The organism is Actinopolyspora xinjiangensis (assembly GCF_900104475.1).
GTDB lineage: Bacteria > Actinomycetota > Actinomycetes > Mycobacteriales > Pseudonocardiaceae > Actinopolyspora > Actinopolyspora xinjiangensis.
The window spans coordinates 33,096-51,062 of sequence record NZ_FNJR01000017.1 but is presented as its reverse complement, the minus strand read 5'-3'; the positions used below and the strand labels follow the sequence as shown (position 1 = coordinate 51,062).

The following is a 17,967-nucleotide window of genomic DNA, read 5'->3' as shown; positions in this document are numbered from 1 at the left end:
GACTCGGTCGAGTCGTTCGACCATCACCCGAACGAGAGCGAACAGCCCTCAGACCGCGGCGGTTAGCACCCTCCCCCGGGTACCGGAGAGCTGATGCAGTCCCGTGGTGAGCGCGTCCTGGACGTGCGCCGAATCGGGAAGGCGCCAGTCGCAGAGCTGCGGCTTGACACGCCAGTGCAACACCCCGTTCGGGAACGTCGAGGGCGGCAGCGGCAGCCAGCTGCCGGTGGAGTGCAGTCGCACCCCGGCCGTACCGGCCAGTTCCTCGTCGAGTCCTCGCCCCGCCGCGGTGAAGAAGTACCACCGGCCGTAGGGGGTCGCCGCGATCGGCGTGGGGGTCGCCAACGCACGCAACGCGATCGCGGCACGGCGTCCGAGATCGGCGTCGACCTCGATCGCCTCGACTCCGTCCCCTGTGGCCAGCAGGACGCTGTAGGGCCGGTTGGCCCACCATCCCGCGACGTCCGAGGCGTCCGCGGTGAGCCGGTCCCGCCAGTCGCGGTGCACCGGAACCGGTCCGTGCCCGAGATCCTCGGCCGAGGTCTCGTGGCCGATCCATCCCTCCGCCGACGGGTAGCTTCCCGGAAACACCGGCCAACCGCGCGAGGCCAGTTCGAAGACCTGCACACGCAGCTCGATCCGGAAGGCGTTGTGCCAACCTTCCGCCGCCAAATCCATTCCGCTTCGCCTCCTTGTTCCGCGCTGGTACCCCAAGAAACGGCAACCGAAGGCGTTTCGTACACCCCCGCGTCGATGACCGGTCGCCGAAAGGCGACGAGCGTGATCCGGGTAACAGGGCGACCGAACTCCGCGTGGTGCCGAATGGTCGCTCCGATACCGCTCATCGTGTGACGAGCGGCGCGAAGGCATCCGGTTCCAGACGTACGGGGCGCGTGGGGGCCGCGCCACGACCGACGCCACACCGTTGAGAACGCACCCGCCCGGCATCACTCCGTCATATCGACGGACACCGGCGAGCGAATCATCACCGAACTCGTGGACCTGGTGACACGCCACGCGATCGGGAGACACCCCCGAAGTAGTCGTTTCGTCATGCGGAACACACTGGAAAGAAATTTAAAAACCATCCGTTTGGTATTTTAATACGCGGAGTTGATGGAAGCACCCAGCCGAGACAGGTCAATCACCCGAAAGCCCCACCGCCGAACCACCACCTCGCCCCGGGGCACCAGGCGACCGGGGCAACGAGACAACAACACCTCGAACACGACTAAGCGTAATCGATCATGATCGACCACAGTAGGTGAAGCACAACACTCCCGAGGATCATTTATCCCATTTGAACTGCGAAAATAGTATATCGACACCAGCAGAACAAGGACACCTTGGGCGACTCAGAGTAATGATCGCCTTCCCGCTGCGCGTTCCCGCGAAACAGCCCCGGACGAACCACACCGAAGCGACACCACGCCGCTTGAACCACTCCGCAACGGTGTCGGAGCAGACAGCCACCAGGCCCGGGAACAGCACAAAGTAGTTGACAAACAGCATGTCCGGTTTGTAGTTTGAACCTCGCTCGGACCGAGAGGAGGTGACAGGACTCCGAAGCCGAACGCACGAGAACCGAATCCAGCGGTACACACCGGACATGCCCCGGCATGGCGCGAGTGGGAGTTCTCCACCGAATACCGCACAACTCCGAACGCGGCCACGCGATCGGCGATCCGAAGCTGCCCCGAGAGTTTTTGGAGCGGTTCGAAAAACGAGCGCTACCACTCCTCCGCGGAGAAATTAAAATCGACAACGATCCGAAGAGAGACACGACGTCCCAGGAGAAAATTGTGGTGAGCAGCCCCGCGAAACCGGCCATTCTCAGGCATTCCGATTTTGATTACCGCGCGATCCCGGAAGGGAGCATAGCCGAACCGGTGGGCACACACACCGGCGCGGAGAAAATAGCCCTCAACGTCGTTCGGATGTCCCCCGAAGAGAAGTGGAAACTAGATCGATCGGCATCGGAGGAAAACATCGTCGTAGTTTTCGACGGTTCCGGGGAAGCCGAGACGATCAACGGCCATCACGTCCTGGACCGGGGGGCGGCGCTTTACTCGCCGACCGGACAACCGCTGGAGCTGCTGTCGGGAAAAACCGGGCTGCACGTTTATGTCTGGCGCAGCACGCTGCGCGGCGACGAGCAACGGAGCGAAAACCCGAGGACATTCAACCGTTTGGACAACGATGAGACACAGTTGAAAAATTTCTACGGAACAGAAGGAATGGACCCGTCCGAAGAAACAGCGGTAATGAATTTCGTCTTCTGGCCGGGGACGGGGAGCAGCAGACTGTGTCTGCACTGCGGACACATGGAACCAGGACAGACCTTCAACGTGCACGTCCATCCGGAGAGCGAAGAAGCTTTCATGGCTTTCTCCGGATCCGGGCAGTTCTACTTGGCGGACGGTTGGTACCCCGCCGAGGCGGGGGACGTCCTGTTCGCTCCGCCCGGGGTTCCGCACGGAACACGGCTTCCCAGAAGCGACGAGATGCCCGATGAGTTCGTGACGTGCGGCGGACCGACCCCCTTCGACAAGGTGCTGTACGAACGAGCCTCCGTCCCCACCGAAGTGAAGTGAGGTAACGAACGAATGTGTAGGATATACGGACATTTTGGGAGCGCACTCCCTTCGGAACGCATCCGATTATTGTCGGAGCTGCAACGCCACGGCGGTCCCGACTCCCAAAATTTCGAGAATACGGACGAGTGGGTCCTGGGGAACAACCGGCTGGCGATCGTCGATCTGGACCACGGGGAACAACCGTACCACCTGGGGAACATCATCAAAGTCGTATTCAACGGCGAGATATACAATCATCGCGAGCTGCGACACCGACTCGCGGGAATGGGATATTCTTTTTCCGATGAGTGCGACGGCTCCATCATCCCGGCTCTCTACCACAAGTACGGCTTGGATTTCGTCGAGCATCTGAACGGCATGTTCGCCATCGCCCTGATGGATATGCGGGAAGACCCCCAGCTGGTACTCGCGACGGACGAAGCGGGCATGAAGCCGCTGTACTACCACTGGGACGAGAGCGAGGAAACGCTCTCCTTCTCCTCGGAACTACCGGCGCTGCTCGCCATGCCAGGAACAAGCCGTGACCTCCACCCGGAGGGCCTGGACTCCTACCTGTCCACCAAGACCCCCTTCGGCGAACAGACGATGTTCGCCGATGTACGGGTTCTGCCGCGGGGGGCCACCGCGACGTTCCGCCCGTCCGAAGGTCTGCGCGTCTCCAGGCGTTCGCTTCCTCGGTCGGAGTACAGTTTCAGCAGCCTCCAGCAAGCGGGAGAAACGGTCCGCGAGCTGCTGGAGCTGGAGACAAGGCGGTTGACGATCGGGGACGTGCCGGTATCGGCCATCACCAGCGGTGGACTGGACTCGAGCCTGGTAACGGCGATGCTGGCGGACGACGTGCCGAATCTGCACAGCTTCAACATCTCCTACACCGGCGACTGGCCGTTCGACGAACGCGTGTACGCCCGCGAAGTCGCGGAGCGGGTCGGCACAACTTATCATCAGGTCGAATCCGACCCCGCGAGTTTCCCCGATCTGATAAACGAAGTCATTTGGCACCTGGGCCAGCCCAACGCCGATCCTATTACTGTGAGCACTTTCCTCCTCTTTCGCTCCATACACCAGAACGGCTTCAAGGTGGCGGTTACCGGTGACGCGGCGGACGAGATTTTCGGCGGATACGGACGCATGCGTCAGGCCCTGTGGGACGGTGCGGACTGGGCGTCGAACTACGTCGACTCGTTGGCCGCGGTACCCGCACGGCTGCGCGGTCAGATCTACACCGAGGACTACCGCGAATATCTGAAGTCACGGGAAACAACGGCGCAGCGGCTGGAAAACCGACTGCTGGACTTTCCCGGGAACAGGCTGGAAGCGATAACCGACCTGGAAGTCGAGGAGAGACTTCCCGCCTATCATCTGCGCAGAGTGGACCACCTGAGCATGGCGCACTCGGTCGAGGCCCGTTTGCCGTTCTGCCAGCCCGCTGTGATCGGACTGGCGCGCGGTTTGCCGGACGACTACCGAATTCGGGGGCAGGAGGGGAAACGCGCGCTGTACGCCGGGGCACGCGGTCGCCTCCCTGAATCGGTGTTGAATCGACCCAAACAGCCGTTCACATTACCGATCACCTCGATGCTCACCGAGGGGAATCGTCTGCTCGACTTCGCCAGGGACACGTTGTCCTCGGGCGAGCTCGCGGCGACCGGTCAGCTCGACCCCACCGCGGTGAACGGTTTGATTAAACGACAAATCGCACATCCATCGGACGAAACCGCGCTGAGTATCTGGTCACTGATGGTTCACCAGCTCTGGGTCAAGCAGTTCGCGCACGAACGCACCCGGCACGAGACGGTCTCGAGAGAGGTGGTTTGATGCTGGCCCACGTGGCCTATGCGGCCGGTGCACCGAGTCCTACACTCGTTCTCAGCTCCGATTCGCTTCCCGAGAGCGAAACCGAGTTACGGTACGCCTTGCGGGATGCCAGGGAGTGGTTGACCGAGCAAGGATTCGACTCGATCACGAAGATCGCGTTGATAGCCATGTCCGAGCATCCTCTTTTCGACCTGGACTACCAGTTCGTCCAGGTCCTCCCCAATGATCCGATGGAATTCGATCTGCGGGGCAGTTGTGGGCACTCGGTATTGGCCTCCACCGTCGTAGCCAGCAGGCTCGGCTGGATCGATCGACTCGCACCCGGAATCCGGGCCAGGGTGCGAGTCCTCAACAACGGTGATCAAATGGTTTGCGAGGTGGATGAGTCCGTCCGGGACCGTGTTACTTTCACCGCGCATTTTCTGCATCATCCGGAGATACGACTGGGCAGCCTTCTCTCCGGAGGGGAACCGGTTACCGGGCTCAGTCTACCACTGGGCATCGCGAGGATCAGCGAGATTTCGGTAGGAAACCCGTACGTATTCGTTTCGGCCGAAGAGTTCGGTGTGAACGACGTCTCCGAACTGCTGGGAGAAAACCCGGATCTCTACGAGAAGATGAACGATGTCCGGCGGGAGGTCGCCCTGAAACGCGGCTTCCCGGAGAACGGTGCTTTTCCGAAAGTCGCCGCGCTGCTTCCGGACGGCGACGGAACCGTCGCGGTCCGTGCCATCTCGGTGCCCTCGTGGCATCCGACGATCGCGCTCACCGGGGCTGTCTGCCTGGGTGTGGCGAGCAAGATCGAGGGAACCATCCCGAACCAATTGGCGGGAAGAGCCGCACACCCAGAGGAACCGCTGCTGATCCGAACACCGGGCAACACCGTGACGACTACCGCGGCGGTGTCGGGGAACCGGATAACGAGCACGTTGTCGTGGGCGAGCGTGCCGCACAAAGAAGTGGTCTTCCGAGGCGCGTTGGACATCAAAGCGCTGCAACCACATGTTCGCGGGAAGGAGTCGCTATGGCTGTCACCGACATGACCTCGATCCGCACCACCGAGTCTCTCGTGCGGCAGCGAATCGGTTGGGAACAACTTTACGCCGTGCTCGACGAGCACCGCGCCCGCTCGGACCGGGACGGACGGCTGGCACCGGAAGTGCTGCACGCTTTACGTGAATCAGAGTTACCGGGATTGGTGGTGCCGAAGTACTACGGCGGTTCGGGAGCCGACTCGCTGGAGGCCAATCGGCGCGTGGCCGAACTGGCCTACCACCATCCTTCGGTGGCGATCATCGCGTTCCAGCACATGGCCGTGTGCAGCAGAATAGCCGAATTCGGAACATCGAGGCAGCGTGCCGAACTTCTTCCCCCACTGGCTTCGGGAGACTGGCTCGCCGCCTCGGCCTGGAGTGAGTCCGGAGCCGGTGCCAGCAAGAGGAATCTTGCTACGACGGCAACACAGCAGGCCGACGGAAGTTGGCTCGTCAGTGGCGGCAAGGCATTCACCACCGGGGCCGGGCTGGCCGATGTGTACTTGATACTCGCGCAAACCGGTGAGGACGTCGAGGACGACCTCTCCTACGGCTCGTCCGGGCAGAGCTTCTTTCTGGTTCCCGCGACCAGCGAGGGGATCGAGCCCGACACCGATATGGACCTCATCGGGATGCGTGCCTCGGCGACCGGCTTCGTGCGTCTTACCGGCTGCACCGTTTCCCCTGACTCACTGTTGGGACCGCGCGACGCGGCGCACCGGGTCATAGCCGAGGTCAAACGCTCCGGTGCCTCCCTGGGTGCGGTGTCCGTGGGCATCGCCGAAGCGGCCTGGGACCTGAGCTACGAAACAGCTCGGAAGAAGAACCTGCTCGAGCACCAGGCGCAGCGACACCGTCTCGCGGAGCTGCGCGGCAGGGTCGAGGCCGCCCGTGGCCTGGTCGAGCGCGCCGGTTCCCGCGTCTCGGACGAGCCCGGTAACACCACGTTGCACAGCAAGATCTTCGCCTCGGAGACCGCCGAAGAGGTCATCATCAACTTGTCGCGAATGCTGGGAAGCGCCGGATACGTGTCCGACAACCCGGTAAATCAACTGATCAACGACTCCCGCGCGGTGGCGCTGATGGGGCCGACCAACGACCTCAGCAAAGAACTGGTGGGAAACTCATGGCTGAGTTGAAAGAATTGGCAGGGCAGATAGACACCGAGAACTACGATTTGGTGATCCACGGTGGAACCGTGGTGACTCACCGGGATGTCCGACCCGCGGACCTGGGAATCCGCAACGGGAGAATAGTGGCTGTACTTCCCCCGGAAAGTGCCACTTCTGCCTATGAGTTCCTGAACGCTAAGGGGAAGTACGTCCTACCCGGGATGATCGACTCTCACGTGCACTTCCGCACTCCGGGAATGACGAACAAGGAAACTTGGCAGCACGGTTCGAGGGCCGCCGTCAGCGGCGGCATCACCACCGTGATGGACATGCCGAACACGGAACCGCCGATGTTCACGCCGGCGGATGCCCACTTCAAGCACGGGATCATCTCCGGCGGAAGTCTGGTGGACTTCCGTTTTCACGCTGGTGTCGATCCGCGGAACGTCGGAGGTGTGGGTGCTTTTGCTCCGGAAGAGGCCAACTCTGCGAAGGCGTTTCTGACGAGCCACCACACGGCCTCCCACGTATTGCGTGACCGCGAATCACTGGAGGAGCTGTTTCGAGTGAGCGCGGAGCGCGATCTGCGATTGCTGTTCCACGCCGAGCACGACGCGATCTTCTCCATGCTGGACCGTTGGCACGGTGAACCCAGGGAGTACCGGGACTACGAGGCCCATCGTCCGCGCAGCGGCGCCATCGTGGCGGTGGCCGGTCTGATCGAACTCGTGCGGCGTTACGGCGTTTCAGCGCACATCGTGCATGTCTCCAGCAAGGAAGAAGTCGACATGCTCAGTGCGGCCGCGGCGGAAGGTCTACCCATCACCTTCGAGGTGACAACTCATCATCTTTCCTTCACGGCGAACGACACCGAGCGCTGTGGCGCCCGCATCCGACTCAGCCCCGCCATTCGGGACAAGGCGGACCAGGACAGACTGTGGTCAGCTGTGATCAACGGGGAAGCGATGACGGTGGGAAGTGATCACGCTCCTCACCCGGAGGAGTGCAAGATGCTCCTTCCTCACGAAGCGCCCCCCGGGCTGCCCGGAACTCAAGAGCTGTTCCACGCGCTTTTCAACGGGCTTCGTTCACGCCTTCCGGAACACGACACCGAGGACCTGCTGCGAATCTGCTCCCGAGTGCTCAGCGACGGACCGGCTCGCAAGTTCGGCCTGCTCGGCAGGAAGGGAAGGATAGCCGCCGGCTACGATGCCGACCTGGTCATCTTCGATCCGAGCCACCGGTGGTCACTCAACCACTCATCCATTCAATCGCTGTGCGGGTGGTCCGCCTACCAGGGGTGGATCTTCACCGGGGTGGTCGAACGCACGATCCGACGCGGTGAAACCGTCTTCGAACGGACAGCTGAAGGAGAGATGCGCTTCGGAGAACCGAACGGCACCTGGCTCCCCCTCGGGCGCTACGAGAACTCCACTCCGTCGAAAACGAACGATGACCAGGAGGAAAGTATCCGAGAAGCTCCCACCGGGAGTTCCGAAAAGATTCTTCCACCGGCGAGTAGCACGGACAAGGAAATACTCGAACAGAGCCACCCGCCAATCAACGGGAAGCGACTCGCGAAGGAGTTTCGCTGATGCAGCGATTACAGTCGGAAACAGATCTGGTTCCGATCTTCAAGGAAGCCATGGCATCACTCGCGGCGAGCGTGACCCTGGCCACCTCCCTGGACGAGGACGGAGAACCGGTCGGTTTCGCCGCCAGCACGGTGATCTCGGTTTCGATGGATCCACCGTTGTTGCTGGTGTGCCAGGACAAGTCCGCACGCACGCACCCGATCTTCTCGACTTGCTCGGAATTCGCGATCAACCTCCTCAACGAGGAGCAACGCGACTTGGCAGTGCACTTCTCCACACCGGGAGCCAAGCGGTTCGCCGAAACGGGATTCATAGCCGGCCGCGGCGGGGTCCCGGTTCACCCGGACGCGTTGGCCCGTGTGCACTGCGGCAGGGAAAGGACCATCGACGCCGGTGATCACACCATCCTTCTGGGACGAGTACGGGAAGTGGACACCTGCGACGGTCGCCCACTGATCTACCAGGAACGCGGCTTTCACCGGATCGAGCGGGTTCCGAAGGTGACTTCGGATCGGACGAAGTCGTTGCGACGACAGCCGGGCGAATCCGTCGTGGGCTGATCCCCGCCGGGTGGCCATCGCCTCTCCTGGACTCCGTCCACCTGTCGGTAGGCCGCCCTGAGCGCCAGTCCGGGCCGACCTACCCCGTCCCCCGAAGGGGCAGTAGGGTCGAACACTACCATAAAAAGAAACCATTTGGTTTTTTTATAGTTGGGTGGAGCGGGTTGCTCCGCTCCACCCAGTAACCTACATACCCCTCCAGATAGCGCCCTCCAGTGGGTGCGCCACTCGACAACGACACGAACCGAGCGACGGTAAACCCCTATGAACAGGCATATTACTGCCAGAGGCCGCCGATTCAAGATCGGCGCACCACAAGACACCCCCAACACGGAGCGAACAGCCCAACCAGTACGATACAGTTGACATACCATACGGTTGGTTTTATTCTTGGGTAGTCATTGAGCGAACCTGGTTGAACACGAAACGTAGTAAACCGGCGAGGCAAGCGAACCGAACAAGCTCTGGAGTGGTAGTGATGAACGAGTTGCTGAGCATCAGTGACGAGGTGAGCCAAGCGCTCGCCGAGCAACGACCGGTTGTCGCGTTGGAATCCACCGTGATCGCGCACGGGATGCCTTACCCGAACAACGTGGAAACGGCATTCGCCATCGAAAAGGCGGTGCGTGACTCCGGGGCCGTTCCGGCGACGATCGCCATCATGGATGGTCGTTTCGTCGTCGGACTCGAGGAGAAAGACGTCGAACGGCTGGGCACCTCCACCGGCGTTCCCAAGGTGAGCAGCCGAGACATCGGGGCCGTGATGGCGGGGAACGGCCTGGGAGCGACCACGGTGGCTTCCACATTGGTAGCCGCGGACATGGCTGGAATCCCGGTTTTCTCAACAGCCGGGATCGGCGGGGTGCACCGAGGAGCTTCGACGACCTTCGACATCTCCGCTGATCTCGTGCAGTTCACTCGCAGCAAGGTAGCGGTGGTTTGCGCGGGCGCGAAGAGCGTTCTGGATCTCGGGCTCACCCTCGAGTATCTGGAGACCGTCGGAGTGCCGGTTCTGGGATACCGGTGTGACGACTTCCCGGCGTTCTACTGCCGTTCGAGCGGCTTCCGCAACCCGCAGCGGCTGGACGACATGGACCTCGTGGCGCGGGCAGTCGACATGCACTGGCAAACCGGACTTCCCGGCGGACCGCTGGTTACCAGCCCTATCCCCGAAGAGGACGCGCTGGACAGCGAAATGATGGAAAGCGTCATCACTCGCGCTCTCGAGGAAGCCGATTCCGAAGGGATCACTGGCGCCGCCATCACTCCCTACCTGATGAAGGCGGTCTCCAAGGCGACCGAGGGCAAGAGCTCGCAAGCCAATCGAGCGGTACTGATTTCCACAGCGGATGTGGCCGGACAGCTGGCGGTGTCCTACTCGAACCAGAGGAGTGAGCGTCGATGACACGTGCGATCGTATTCGACCTGGACGGCACGCTGGCCGACACACCAGCGGCGATCGCGGAATTACTCGTCGAGGTCGCGGCGGAGTTCGGGGTGACCGTAACCCCCGAACAAGCGGCGAAAACGGTGGGAAGGCCGCTCGAGGAGTCGTTCGGTGAACTGCTGGGAAAGCGAGAGGAAGACAGCGAAACCGAATCGGCCGTGACCCGCTACCGTGAACTTTTCGAGCAGCGAGTGATCGGCAAAAAGACCGAGTTGCTGTACCCATCGGTGGTGGAGGGGCTACGGATACTGCGTGACAGCGGTGCCAAACTGGCGGTTGGCACCTCAAAAATCACCCCTACCGCCGAAGCTTTATTGTCGGCGATGGAGATCCGTGATTTTTTCGACGTGGTGGTCGGGCACGACAAGGTGTCACGAGGAAAACCGAACCCGGAGATGGGACAACGCAGCGCTTACGAGCTGGGAGTTCCCGTCCAGGAGTGCGTCTACGTCGGCGACACCGTCAGCGATATGCAAATGGCACGGGAGGCCGGCATGGGCGCGGTTGCGGTCACTTACGGAGTCGCTCCGCGCTCCGAACTGAACAAATTGAACGGTGTCACGTGCTGTGACGATTTCATGGCAGTCGTAAATGCGTGCGACACCGAATCAGCATTCGTATCCTGACATATCTATTCCACAAATGGAGAGAAAATGACTGCGGAAACGACCGCGAGTCCAGCGAGCAATACTACAGACCCCGATTCGTCGAAGATGAGCCGGCTCCAAGTATTGGCTCTGGCCGTACTCGGCTGCGGTCTGTTCCTGGCCACCCTGGATTTCTCCATCGTTTACGTGGCGCTGCCAAGTATCGGTAACGATCTCGCCCTGAGCGACAACAGGCTGCAATGGGTCGTCAGTGCTTACGCTATCCTCTTCGCCGGTTTTCTCCTCGTGGGAGGTCGTATCGGCGACAGGTTCGGGGCCGGGCGCGTCTTCCTCCTTTCCACGGGGCTTTTCGGAATAGGCTCATTGGCCGCGGGCATGGCTGACAATTTCGCCACCCTCGTCATAGCACGGGCTTTCCAGGGAATCGGCGCAGGTTTGCTCGACCCGTCAACCCTAGGTCTGATACAAAAAATCTTCCCTGCCGGACCGAAGCGGAACAGGGCTATGGCGGTGTGGGGAGCCGTCGGTGCCATCGGCCTTGTCGGTGGCGTCGTGCTCGGTGGACTGCTGACCGCTTTCTCCTGGAAGTTGATCTTCTTTGTCAACGTTCCGATCGTCATCCTGGTAATCGCTTTCGGTATGGTCCTGCTCCCCAAGGGCAAGGACTCGGAGGCATCCAGGCCCGTGAACGGAATCAATGCCGCACTCGGTACAGGCGCCATCCTGTCCCTGGTATTCGCGCTCACCCAACTCGGCGAGGTCGGACTCACCGACACGTCGACGCTGTCCGGCGCCGTCGGATTCGTCGTACTGGCTGGGATCTGGGTCGCGAGGGAACGAGCCTCCGAGAACCCGCTCATCGCTCGCGAGCTGTGGCGGACCCGTTCATTGATGGTGGCTTGCGGGATCGTCGGCTGCTACGTACTCAGCATCGGACTGGAGTTCTTCCTCGTTACACATTTCCTGCAGAACGAGCACGGCTACGGACCGCTGGCCGCGGGTATCGGATTCCTGCCACTGACGATCACGGTCCTGGTAGGAAACGCCATCACCGACCGGATCATCCCCAAGGCGGGCGCTCGCGCCATGGTGATGACCGGATTGCTCGTCTCGGCCTTCGGGTTGGCATTGATCGCGGCCTGCGTCAACTTCGACAACTACGCGATCGGTATGCTTCCGGGCCTGCTCCTGTCCGGACTTGGTAACGGTATCGCTTTCCCCGCGCTGTTCATCTCGGCGACTTCGGACATCCCCAGCGACCACCAAGGCGTTGGAGCGGCGATGCTCACCACGAGTCAATACGTCTTCAGCGCACTGGGTCTGGCCGTTCTGGTACTCATCCTCGGGCACGCCCCCGATCCAGGAAACTACCTGATCACGTTCGGATTCTCCGCGAGCATGGCGGTCCTGGGCACTTTGATCGCAGCATTCGGAATGTACGGCAAAAAAGTAGAGGCAAGTTCCTGACATCGGATTCAGACGCCGTCTGTCGAGTAATTCACCAACGGCGGACGGCGTCTTTTTCGTACCAATGGAACCATTTTCTCGGAGAGTCAGAATGGAAATTCTTTCCAGTAGGATCGTGCTACGCCCGACCGATCCCGAAGCCAGTCGTGAATTCTATCGTGAGAAACTCGGACTCCCCGTGGCACAGGAGTTCGGCAGTGGTCCGGAGAGAGGCACCGTGTTCCACCTGGGGGGCGGTCACCTGGAACTGGTCGGACGCTCCGAAACCCCTCCGGACGAACAACCGGGAATCTGGCTTCAGGTTCGCAACTTGGCGACCGCGCGAGCCGAGCTGATGGCCAACGGCGTCTCCCCTGCCAGAGAAGCCCGGGTAGAGAAGTGGGGTCTGTGGGAGATGCACATCAAAGATCCGGACGGCGTGCTGATCTACATCGTCGAGGTGCCACAGGACCACCCGTTCCGGCACGGTGTCCCGGCTCCCGACGTGCCACCGCCCACCCCACTGGAAGAACAGATCAGGGCCATCGAGCGCGACTGAACGGAAAACCATGACTTTTTACACCAGCGAGAAGAAGTCATATATCGGCACCCCCGAGCAGGCCGAGGGCGTCCACATAGGGGAAAACTTCTGCAAAATCATAGTTCCCACCGGCGAAACCGGAAACGAACTGGGGCTGTTCGGACTCTCACTCGCTCCCAACGGTCCGTACGCCAAACCACATTTCCACAAAGAAATGACGGAACTGTTCGTGGTCCACTCCGGCGAAGTGCTACTCACTCGGGGAGCAGAGCAAATAAACGCCAAGCCCGGAACAGCACTGTACGTCCCGCCGGGTATTCCCCACGGATTCGCCAACGTCTCGGACTCACCAGCGGAGCTGTTGATCAGTTTCACACCCGGAAGAAACAGAGAAAAGTTTTTTTACGGCCTCGCGGACCTGCTGAACAGTAAGACCCTTCCGACGGAGGAAGAACTGGAAAAATTCTCGGAGTTGCACGACCAGTACAGATCGTCCTACTTCTAGATTCTCACCCGCATCGAACGGACAGGTGCCAGCAATGAAAACAAAATTAGGTTCCGAGTTACCCACCCACATTCCGTCGATCACAGGATTACGATTCATCGCGGCCGCGATGGTGTTCGTATCACACATAGCACAGAACAGGATATTCAACAGCCCTGACACGAACGAGGCGTTCTATCAAATATTCAATCCAGCAGGCTGGGTCGGAGTCGAGTTCTTCTTCATCCTCAGCGGATTTGTTCTCACCTGGTCATTAAAGGACAACGACACGGTTCGTTCATTCTGGCGACGCAGAGTGGTAAAAATATTTCCGAACCACCTTGTGACCTGGTTCGCCGGTTTACTTCTGATGATCATAGCCGGCGAGGCCCTGAACTTGTTCCATGTGATTCCAAGCGCCTTCCTGGTGCATACCTGGATTCCTCGAATGGACGCGCTGACCGGAACGAACGGCCCCAACTGGTCTCTGGGTTGCGAACTCGTTTTCTATCTGTGTTTTCCTTACATTTACAGGTTCATAAGAAAAATTCGACCCGAACATCTATGGGGTTGGTTCGCCGCCGTCACGGCAACCATATTCGCCTGGACATCCCTGGTTTTCTTCGTCTTCCCCGAACGTCCGGGTATAGTTTGGGCCGACATGCCTTTCTGGCACTTCTGGGGTGTATACAACTTACCGCCCGTGCGAATGCTGGAGTTCACACTGGGGATACTCCTGGCTCGGATCGTTCTGAGCGGTCGTTGGATCTCGCTGAGCTGGTCGTCCAGCATCGGAATTTTCGCGGTCGGTTACCTGGCGGTACTGCTGGTTCCACCGGAATACGGCATGACCACGGTCGCGGCCATCCCCCTGAGTATGGTGATCGCCACTGCCGCCACGGCCGATCTGAGAGGAACCCCTTCTCCGCTGCGGGGGCCGAGGATGATATGGCTCGGAGAGATTTCCTTTGCATTTTATCTGGTGCACTACCTGATTCTCCACTTCACGCTCAAGGCGCTCGGCGAGAACGTGAGCTGGTCATTGTTCGTGGGACTTTGCGTAAGCACCGTGCTGCTTCTGGTCACCCTGTACTTCGCCAACCTTCTCTACCGGTGGGTCGAGCTCCCGGCCATGCGCCGTTGGGGCAGGTCTCCCGACGGAATGAAGCACGGATCTTTGGTCTGTCCCCCTGTTGAGAAAATCGACGACGACACCAGGAGCCCTTCTGGAGCGGCCAGCTGAGCAGCACCTCTGACAGGTATCGAAAACATCAGTTGACCAACGATTCACCCATCGGAGTGCTCGGCGTATACTTACCGTGACGGCTAAACACGGTCCTGACACTCCGAAAAACCAGGGGTGCGACGATTGGCACACCATTCTTTCCGGACTTCGAGCCAATTCCCCGGAAAGCTTGTCCACCAATCGAGCCGCGAACGGCGACTCTCCGAGCTCCCCACCCTGGAGTCGGAGATCGTATTTCCGTATACACACGACCCCTCACAACACCGGATCGGCGCTTCCGATCAAGTAGCCGTCCGTCCTCGGGATTCCCCACTTCGGCAACAGCCGAGTGGGGAACCTCTTTGTCTCACAACAGTCCTTCCGAGCCGCTTATTCCTGTGCCGCCCCGCGCCCCTCGATCGGACCAGCCAGTGCACGGCCCGTCACGAGCCACGCTCCCTGTGGCGCGCCCGGTACTGCCAACTCGGTGTGTACCCATGCCCGCCGACCTCGTACCCGGCAGTCGGACAATTCGAGATTCATGCGCCGGGTCACCTCCGCCGCCCGAGAGCAGGCCACCCACTGCCCTTCGGGGGCGTACGCCGCCGCTGCCAGCGCCGCGAGATCGGCCGCTCCCCGCGCCCGATGCCCGGCCACGACGACAGCGCCGAACTGGACTCCGAGCCAGCACACCGCGAGCACCGCCAGCGTCAGCATCGCGGCCGGGACCGTCGCGCTGCCCCCTTCACCTGGCGAGGAATCGTCCTCGCGCACTGTCCCGGTAGGCCCGTAGCTGTCCTTCGCCCTCACCGCTCCTCCTCGGAAAGTTCCTCTCCACCATGGATTTCGGCGGGCGACCCGCTCGTGGTAAGTGAACCGGCGACCCCCGGTTCGAGCACCGCATGGGCTCGGGCCCGCAACCGGAGGGGAAGAACTCCACCGAGTGGCCGGAGGGAGACCGTGACAGTGACGTGTCCGTCCGAGACGGTGACCCGGTGTCGAGCGCCTGGGGGGACCGAACGTTCGAGGACCTGTTCCGCGCGGGCACCGTCACCACGAGCGTGGAGCCTGGCGGCTTCGATCGCGGAATCGGTGCAGCGCAGCTGGAGAAACACGGTCGTGACGCCGCCCAGCGCGAGCAGGAACACCGCCACCACGGAACAGATCCCCAACGCCGCTTCCACGGTCGCGCTCCCCGCGTCGGGGGCGCAAACCGCCTCCCGCTCAGCTGACTGGTGGTTCCCGGAGGGCTCGTCCGACGAAACCTTTACGGTACTCCCGGGGCCGCAACGTTCCGCCGCGCGGTGGACATCGCCTCGGGAGTCACCGTGGACACCACCGCGAGGACCGTCCGGGGGTTCTGGGGACGTCGCGCTCCGCGAGCGGAGCCCGGAGAGAACCGCAGCCGGCTTACCCCTACCGAGCACACCGCTCCTCCGAGTTACCGAGCTCGGTACGTCGCCCCGGATCAACGTGCCTGTCCCGAAAGCGCCTCCCGCAGCAGTGAGGTCAGCGCCTCGGTGACGAAATCACTGGTCACCACCATGTAGAGCATGGAGGCGAATGCCGCGGCGGCCAAGGTCCCGAGTGCGTACTCCGCCGTGCTCATCCCCGAGTCCCCCTCCAGCACACGGCGTGCTCGCGGCAGGAGGACATCTCGGAGCACCGCCCGGGCCCGGCGCTGCGGTAGCCGGAACAGCGTCATACTCAACTCCTTTCGTCCGAACATTCGGTGAGTGGTTCTCCTGAGCACGGTTCGACCGGACCACCGGGCGGGTGTTCTGGTCCCCGCGCTCCGGAACGCCGGGGCGGGAACCTTCCGCCGACTTCCGCTCCAGCGAACCGTGTCCGAGCTGCGGTTCACCCGGTCGAACAAGCGGTCACCAGTGGATATCGAGCCGGTGCACCATCCCCAACACCGTCGGCAGCACACCGAGGCAGAAGAAGGAGGGCAGGAAGCACAGGCCCAGTGGTGCCGTCACCCGCACGGCGGTCCGCTCCGTGTGCGCCACCGCGTCATCGGAAGCGACCGCTCGTTTCCGCACGGCGATCTCCGCTGCCACCCTCGCCAGGCCGCTGCCGCTGCCCAGACTGCGACGCGCCGCTCGGGCGAGTTCGGTGGTCTCCGCGTGCCGTGCCGCGGGTTCCCACCCCGTGGCCGGATCGGCTCCCAGGGACAGCGAGCGGGACACCTCGCGAAGACCCTCGGCGGCCGGTTCCTCGAACTCCGCGGCCATCTCGTCCAGCAGTGCGGTAGGTGGCAATCCGGCCCGCAGTCCCGCGGCCAGCAGATCACAACCCGCCGCCACCCGCAGCGGCGAAGTGGTGGGCGGCCTTCTCCTCCTACCGAGCAGGACGGAACCGGTTCCGAGCGCTGCCCCCACTGCCAGGGAGAGCACCACGACATCGGGGGTCCCCGGCAGCACCGTGATCAAGCAGCCTCCGGCCACCGAACCGAGTGACAACGATACGAGCGCCCCTCGACGTACCTCGGTCCGCACCGACCGCGACCGGGCACGTTTCTCCCGTCCACCACCCGCCCCTCGGGATGGCCTCGCCGACTTCGCGGCTCGTCGGAGTGGCAGCAGGCCACGGAGCCGCCGGACAGCGGAGCCTTCTCCCGACAGCAGAAGCGCGGCGGCGACCATCGGCAGGACCGGGGGTTCGAACAGCGCGGCCGGCGGATTCACGGCTCCGCCCCGCTCTCGGTCAATCGCTGGATCCACAACACCCCGGCACACAGCAGCCCTACCCCCACCAGCAGCATGATCCTCCCGAGCTGATCGGTGGTGAGCACCGCCAGGGCGCCGGCCCCGCTCAGCTGCCCGAGTACCAGTCCGAGGACCGGTAGCACGAGCAGCACAGCGGCGGTGGCGCGTGGCCCCGCCAGCTTGGCTTCGACCTCGCGGGCGGTACGGAGCCGGTGGTCCAGGTCGACCCGCACGGTTTCGAGCAGGCGTGCCAGTGGAATCCCGTGCCGTTCCGCCAGCCGCCACCGCCGAGCGATCCGAGAGGCATCCCGACGGGTCTCGGCCGGAAGGTGTACGGCACCGAAATCGTCAGTTGGGGACCCTCCCAACCGGACAGTGGAGGCGAGTTCGGCGAACAACACCCGCGTCTCCTCCGAGCAACTGTCGGCTGCGGCGCTCTCGGCCGCTGTGGCGGGGTGTGCCCCCGCCTCCAGTTCGCCCACCAGCACCCGCAATCCGACGACCAGCGCGTGCAGCATCCGCAACCTGCGCGCCGCACGCGCTCGCCAGCGGCGATGTCGCAGAGCGAGCCAACCCAACAGGACGGCGGCGAGAGCCACCGCCACACCTGCCAGCGACGTGAGCAGCACCGTCGTCGCTGAACCGAGCACCGGTACGACCAGACGAGGCCACTGTCGAAGCGCGGGCTCGCCCCGACCACGCAGTCCCGCCAACCTGTTCGCGGCGAGCCGGTCGGGCATCCCGAGCAGAACCGCCGCCGAAACGAGCGCGATCGCGACCGGGACCATCCGC

General features: G+C 62.3%; 17 protein-coding genes and 1 pseudogene. 12 read left to right on the top strand and 6 right to left on the bottom strand.

Going from position 1 to position 17,967, the window contains the following annotated elements; all coding sequences use genetic code 11:
• Positions 1-48: 48 nt before the first annotated feature.
• Positions 49-678 (bottom strand): bifunctional DNA primase/polymerase, encoded by a 630-nt coding sequence (locus BLQ75_RS20985; RefSeq protein WP_092604392.1) that lies wholly within the window; start codon positions 676-678, stop codon positions 49-51.
• A 950-nt stretch (positions 679-1,628) separates the two neighbouring features.
• On the opposite strand from BLQ75_RS20985, the gene BLQ75_RS20980 reads away from it, so the two are divergent.
• From BLQ75_RS20980 to BLQ75_RS20925, 12 genes and pseudogenes are all read left to right on the top strand, one after another.
• Entirely contained in the window at positions 1,629-2,594 is a 966-nt protein-coding gene (locus tag BLQ75_RS20980; RefSeq protein WP_170837608.1) for a cupin domain-containing protein, read from the top strand.
• 12 nt (positions 2,595-2,606) lie between these two features.
• Positions 2,607-4,412, top strand: coding sequence for an asparagine synthase (glutamine-hydrolyzing) (gene asnB / locus BLQ75_RS20975; protein WP_092604390.1), 1,806 nt, complete (start codon positions 2,607-2,609; stop codon positions 4,410-4,412).
• A gap of 119 nt (positions 4,413-4,531) precedes the next feature.
• Complete coding sequence (locus tag BLQ75_RS20970) at positions 4,532-5,455, top strand: PrpF domain-containing protein (RefSeq protein ID WP_170837607.1); 924 nt, start codon at positions 4,532-4,534, stop codon at positions 5,453-5,455.
• The gene (locus BLQ75_RS20965) at positions 5,437-6,585 is read left to right on the top strand and encodes an acyl-CoA dehydrogenase family protein (RefSeq protein ID WP_211481521.1); all 1,149 of its coding nucleotides are present in this window, start codon (positions 5,437-5,439) and stop codon (positions 6,583-6,585) included. The genes BLQ75_RS20970 and BLQ75_RS20965 overlap by 19 nt, the downstream gene beginning before the upstream one ends.
• The gene (locus BLQ75_RS20960) at positions 6,573-8,153 is read left to right on the top strand and encodes a dihydroorotase (protein ID WP_092604388.1); all 1,581 of its coding nucleotides are present in this window, start codon (positions 6,573-6,575) and stop codon (positions 8,151-8,153) included. Before BLQ75_RS20965 ends, BLQ75_RS20960 begins: the two co-directional genes overlap by 13 nt.
• Positions 8,153-8,713: a flavin reductase family protein gene (locus tag BLQ75_RS20955; protein WP_092604387.1), complete on the top strand. Its 561-nt coding sequence runs from the start codon at positions 8,153-8,155 to the stop codon at positions 8,711-8,713. The genes BLQ75_RS20960 and BLQ75_RS20955 overlap by 1 nt, the downstream gene beginning before the upstream one ends.
• 478 nt (positions 8,714-9,191) lie before the next feature.
• The gene (locus BLQ75_RS20950; protein WP_092604386.1) at positions 9,192-10,118 is read left to right on the top strand and encodes a pseudouridine-5'-phosphate glycosidase; all 927 of its coding nucleotides are present in this window, start codon (positions 9,192-9,194) and stop codon (positions 10,116-10,118) included.
• Positions 10,115-10,786 (top strand): HAD family hydrolase, encoded by a 672-nt coding sequence (locus BLQ75_RS20945; protein WP_092604385.1) that lies wholly within the window; start codon positions 10,115-10,117, stop codon positions 10,784-10,786. Before BLQ75_RS20950 ends, BLQ75_RS20945 begins: the two co-directional genes overlap by 4 nt.
• Positions 10,787-10,813: 27 nt before the next feature.
• Positions 10,814-12,235 (top strand): MFS transporter, encoded by a 1,422-nt coding sequence (locus BLQ75_RS20940; protein WP_092604384.1) that lies wholly within the window; start codon positions 10,814-10,816, stop codon positions 12,233-12,235.
• 91 nt (positions 12,236-12,326) lie between these two features.
• Positions 12,327-12,701, top strand: a pseudogene (locus tag BLQ75_RS20935) (VOC family protein); the annotation flags it as partial.
• 82 nt (positions 12,702-12,783) lie between these two features.
• Positions 12,784-13,260 (top strand): cupin domain-containing protein, encoded by a 477-nt coding sequence (locus BLQ75_RS20930; protein WP_092604382.1) that lies wholly within the window; start codon positions 12,784-12,786, stop codon positions 13,258-13,260.
• 34 nt (positions 13,261-13,294) lie between these two features.
• Positions 13,295-14,482 carry an acyltransferase family protein gene (locus tag BLQ75_RS20925; protein ID WP_092604381.1) on the top strand — a complete coding sequence of 396 codons (1,188 nt, stop codon included), beginning with the start codon at positions 13,295-13,297 and terminating at the stop codon, positions 14,480-14,482.
• Positions 14,483-14,854: 372 nt separating this feature from the next.
• Here BLQ75_RS20925 and BLQ75_RS20920 read toward each other — a convergent pair whose 3' ends face one another.
• The 5 genes from BLQ75_RS20920 to BLQ75_RS20900 all read right to left on the bottom strand — a co-directional run bounded on the left by BLQ75_RS20920 (position 14,855) and on the right by BLQ75_RS20900 (position 17,963).
• Positions 14,855-15,274: an Rv3654c family TadE-like protein gene (locus tag BLQ75_RS20920; RefSeq protein WP_211481519.1), complete on the bottom strand. Its 420-nt coding sequence runs from the start codon at positions 15,272-15,274 to the stop codon at positions 14,855-14,857.
• A complete protein-coding gene (locus BLQ75_RS24785) occupies positions 15,271-15,648 on the bottom strand; it encodes a TadE family type IV pilus minor pilin (protein WP_425286476.1) in 378 nt (125 codons plus the stop codon). Before BLQ75_RS24785 ends, BLQ75_RS20920 begins: the two co-directional genes overlap by 4 nt.
• Before the next feature lie 284 nt (positions 15,649-15,932).
• A complete protein-coding gene (locus BLQ75_RS20910) occupies positions 15,933-16,169 on the bottom strand; it encodes a DUF4244 domain-containing protein (protein WP_092604431.1) in 237 nt (78 codons plus the stop codon).
• Positions 16,170-16,344: 175 nt separating this feature from the next.
• On the bottom strand, positions 16,345-16,890 hold the full coding sequence (locus BLQ75_RS20905) for a type II secretion system F family protein (RefSeq protein ID WP_244515831.1): 546 nt from the start codon (positions 16,888-16,890) through the stop codon (positions 16,345-16,347).
• Between the two features lie 260 nt (positions 16,891-17,150).
• A complete protein-coding gene (locus BLQ75_RS20900) occupies positions 17,151-17,963 on the bottom strand; it encodes a type II secretion system F family protein (RefSeq protein WP_170837606.1) in 813 nt (270 codons plus the stop codon).
• Positions 17,964-17,967 lie beyond the last annotated feature (4 nt).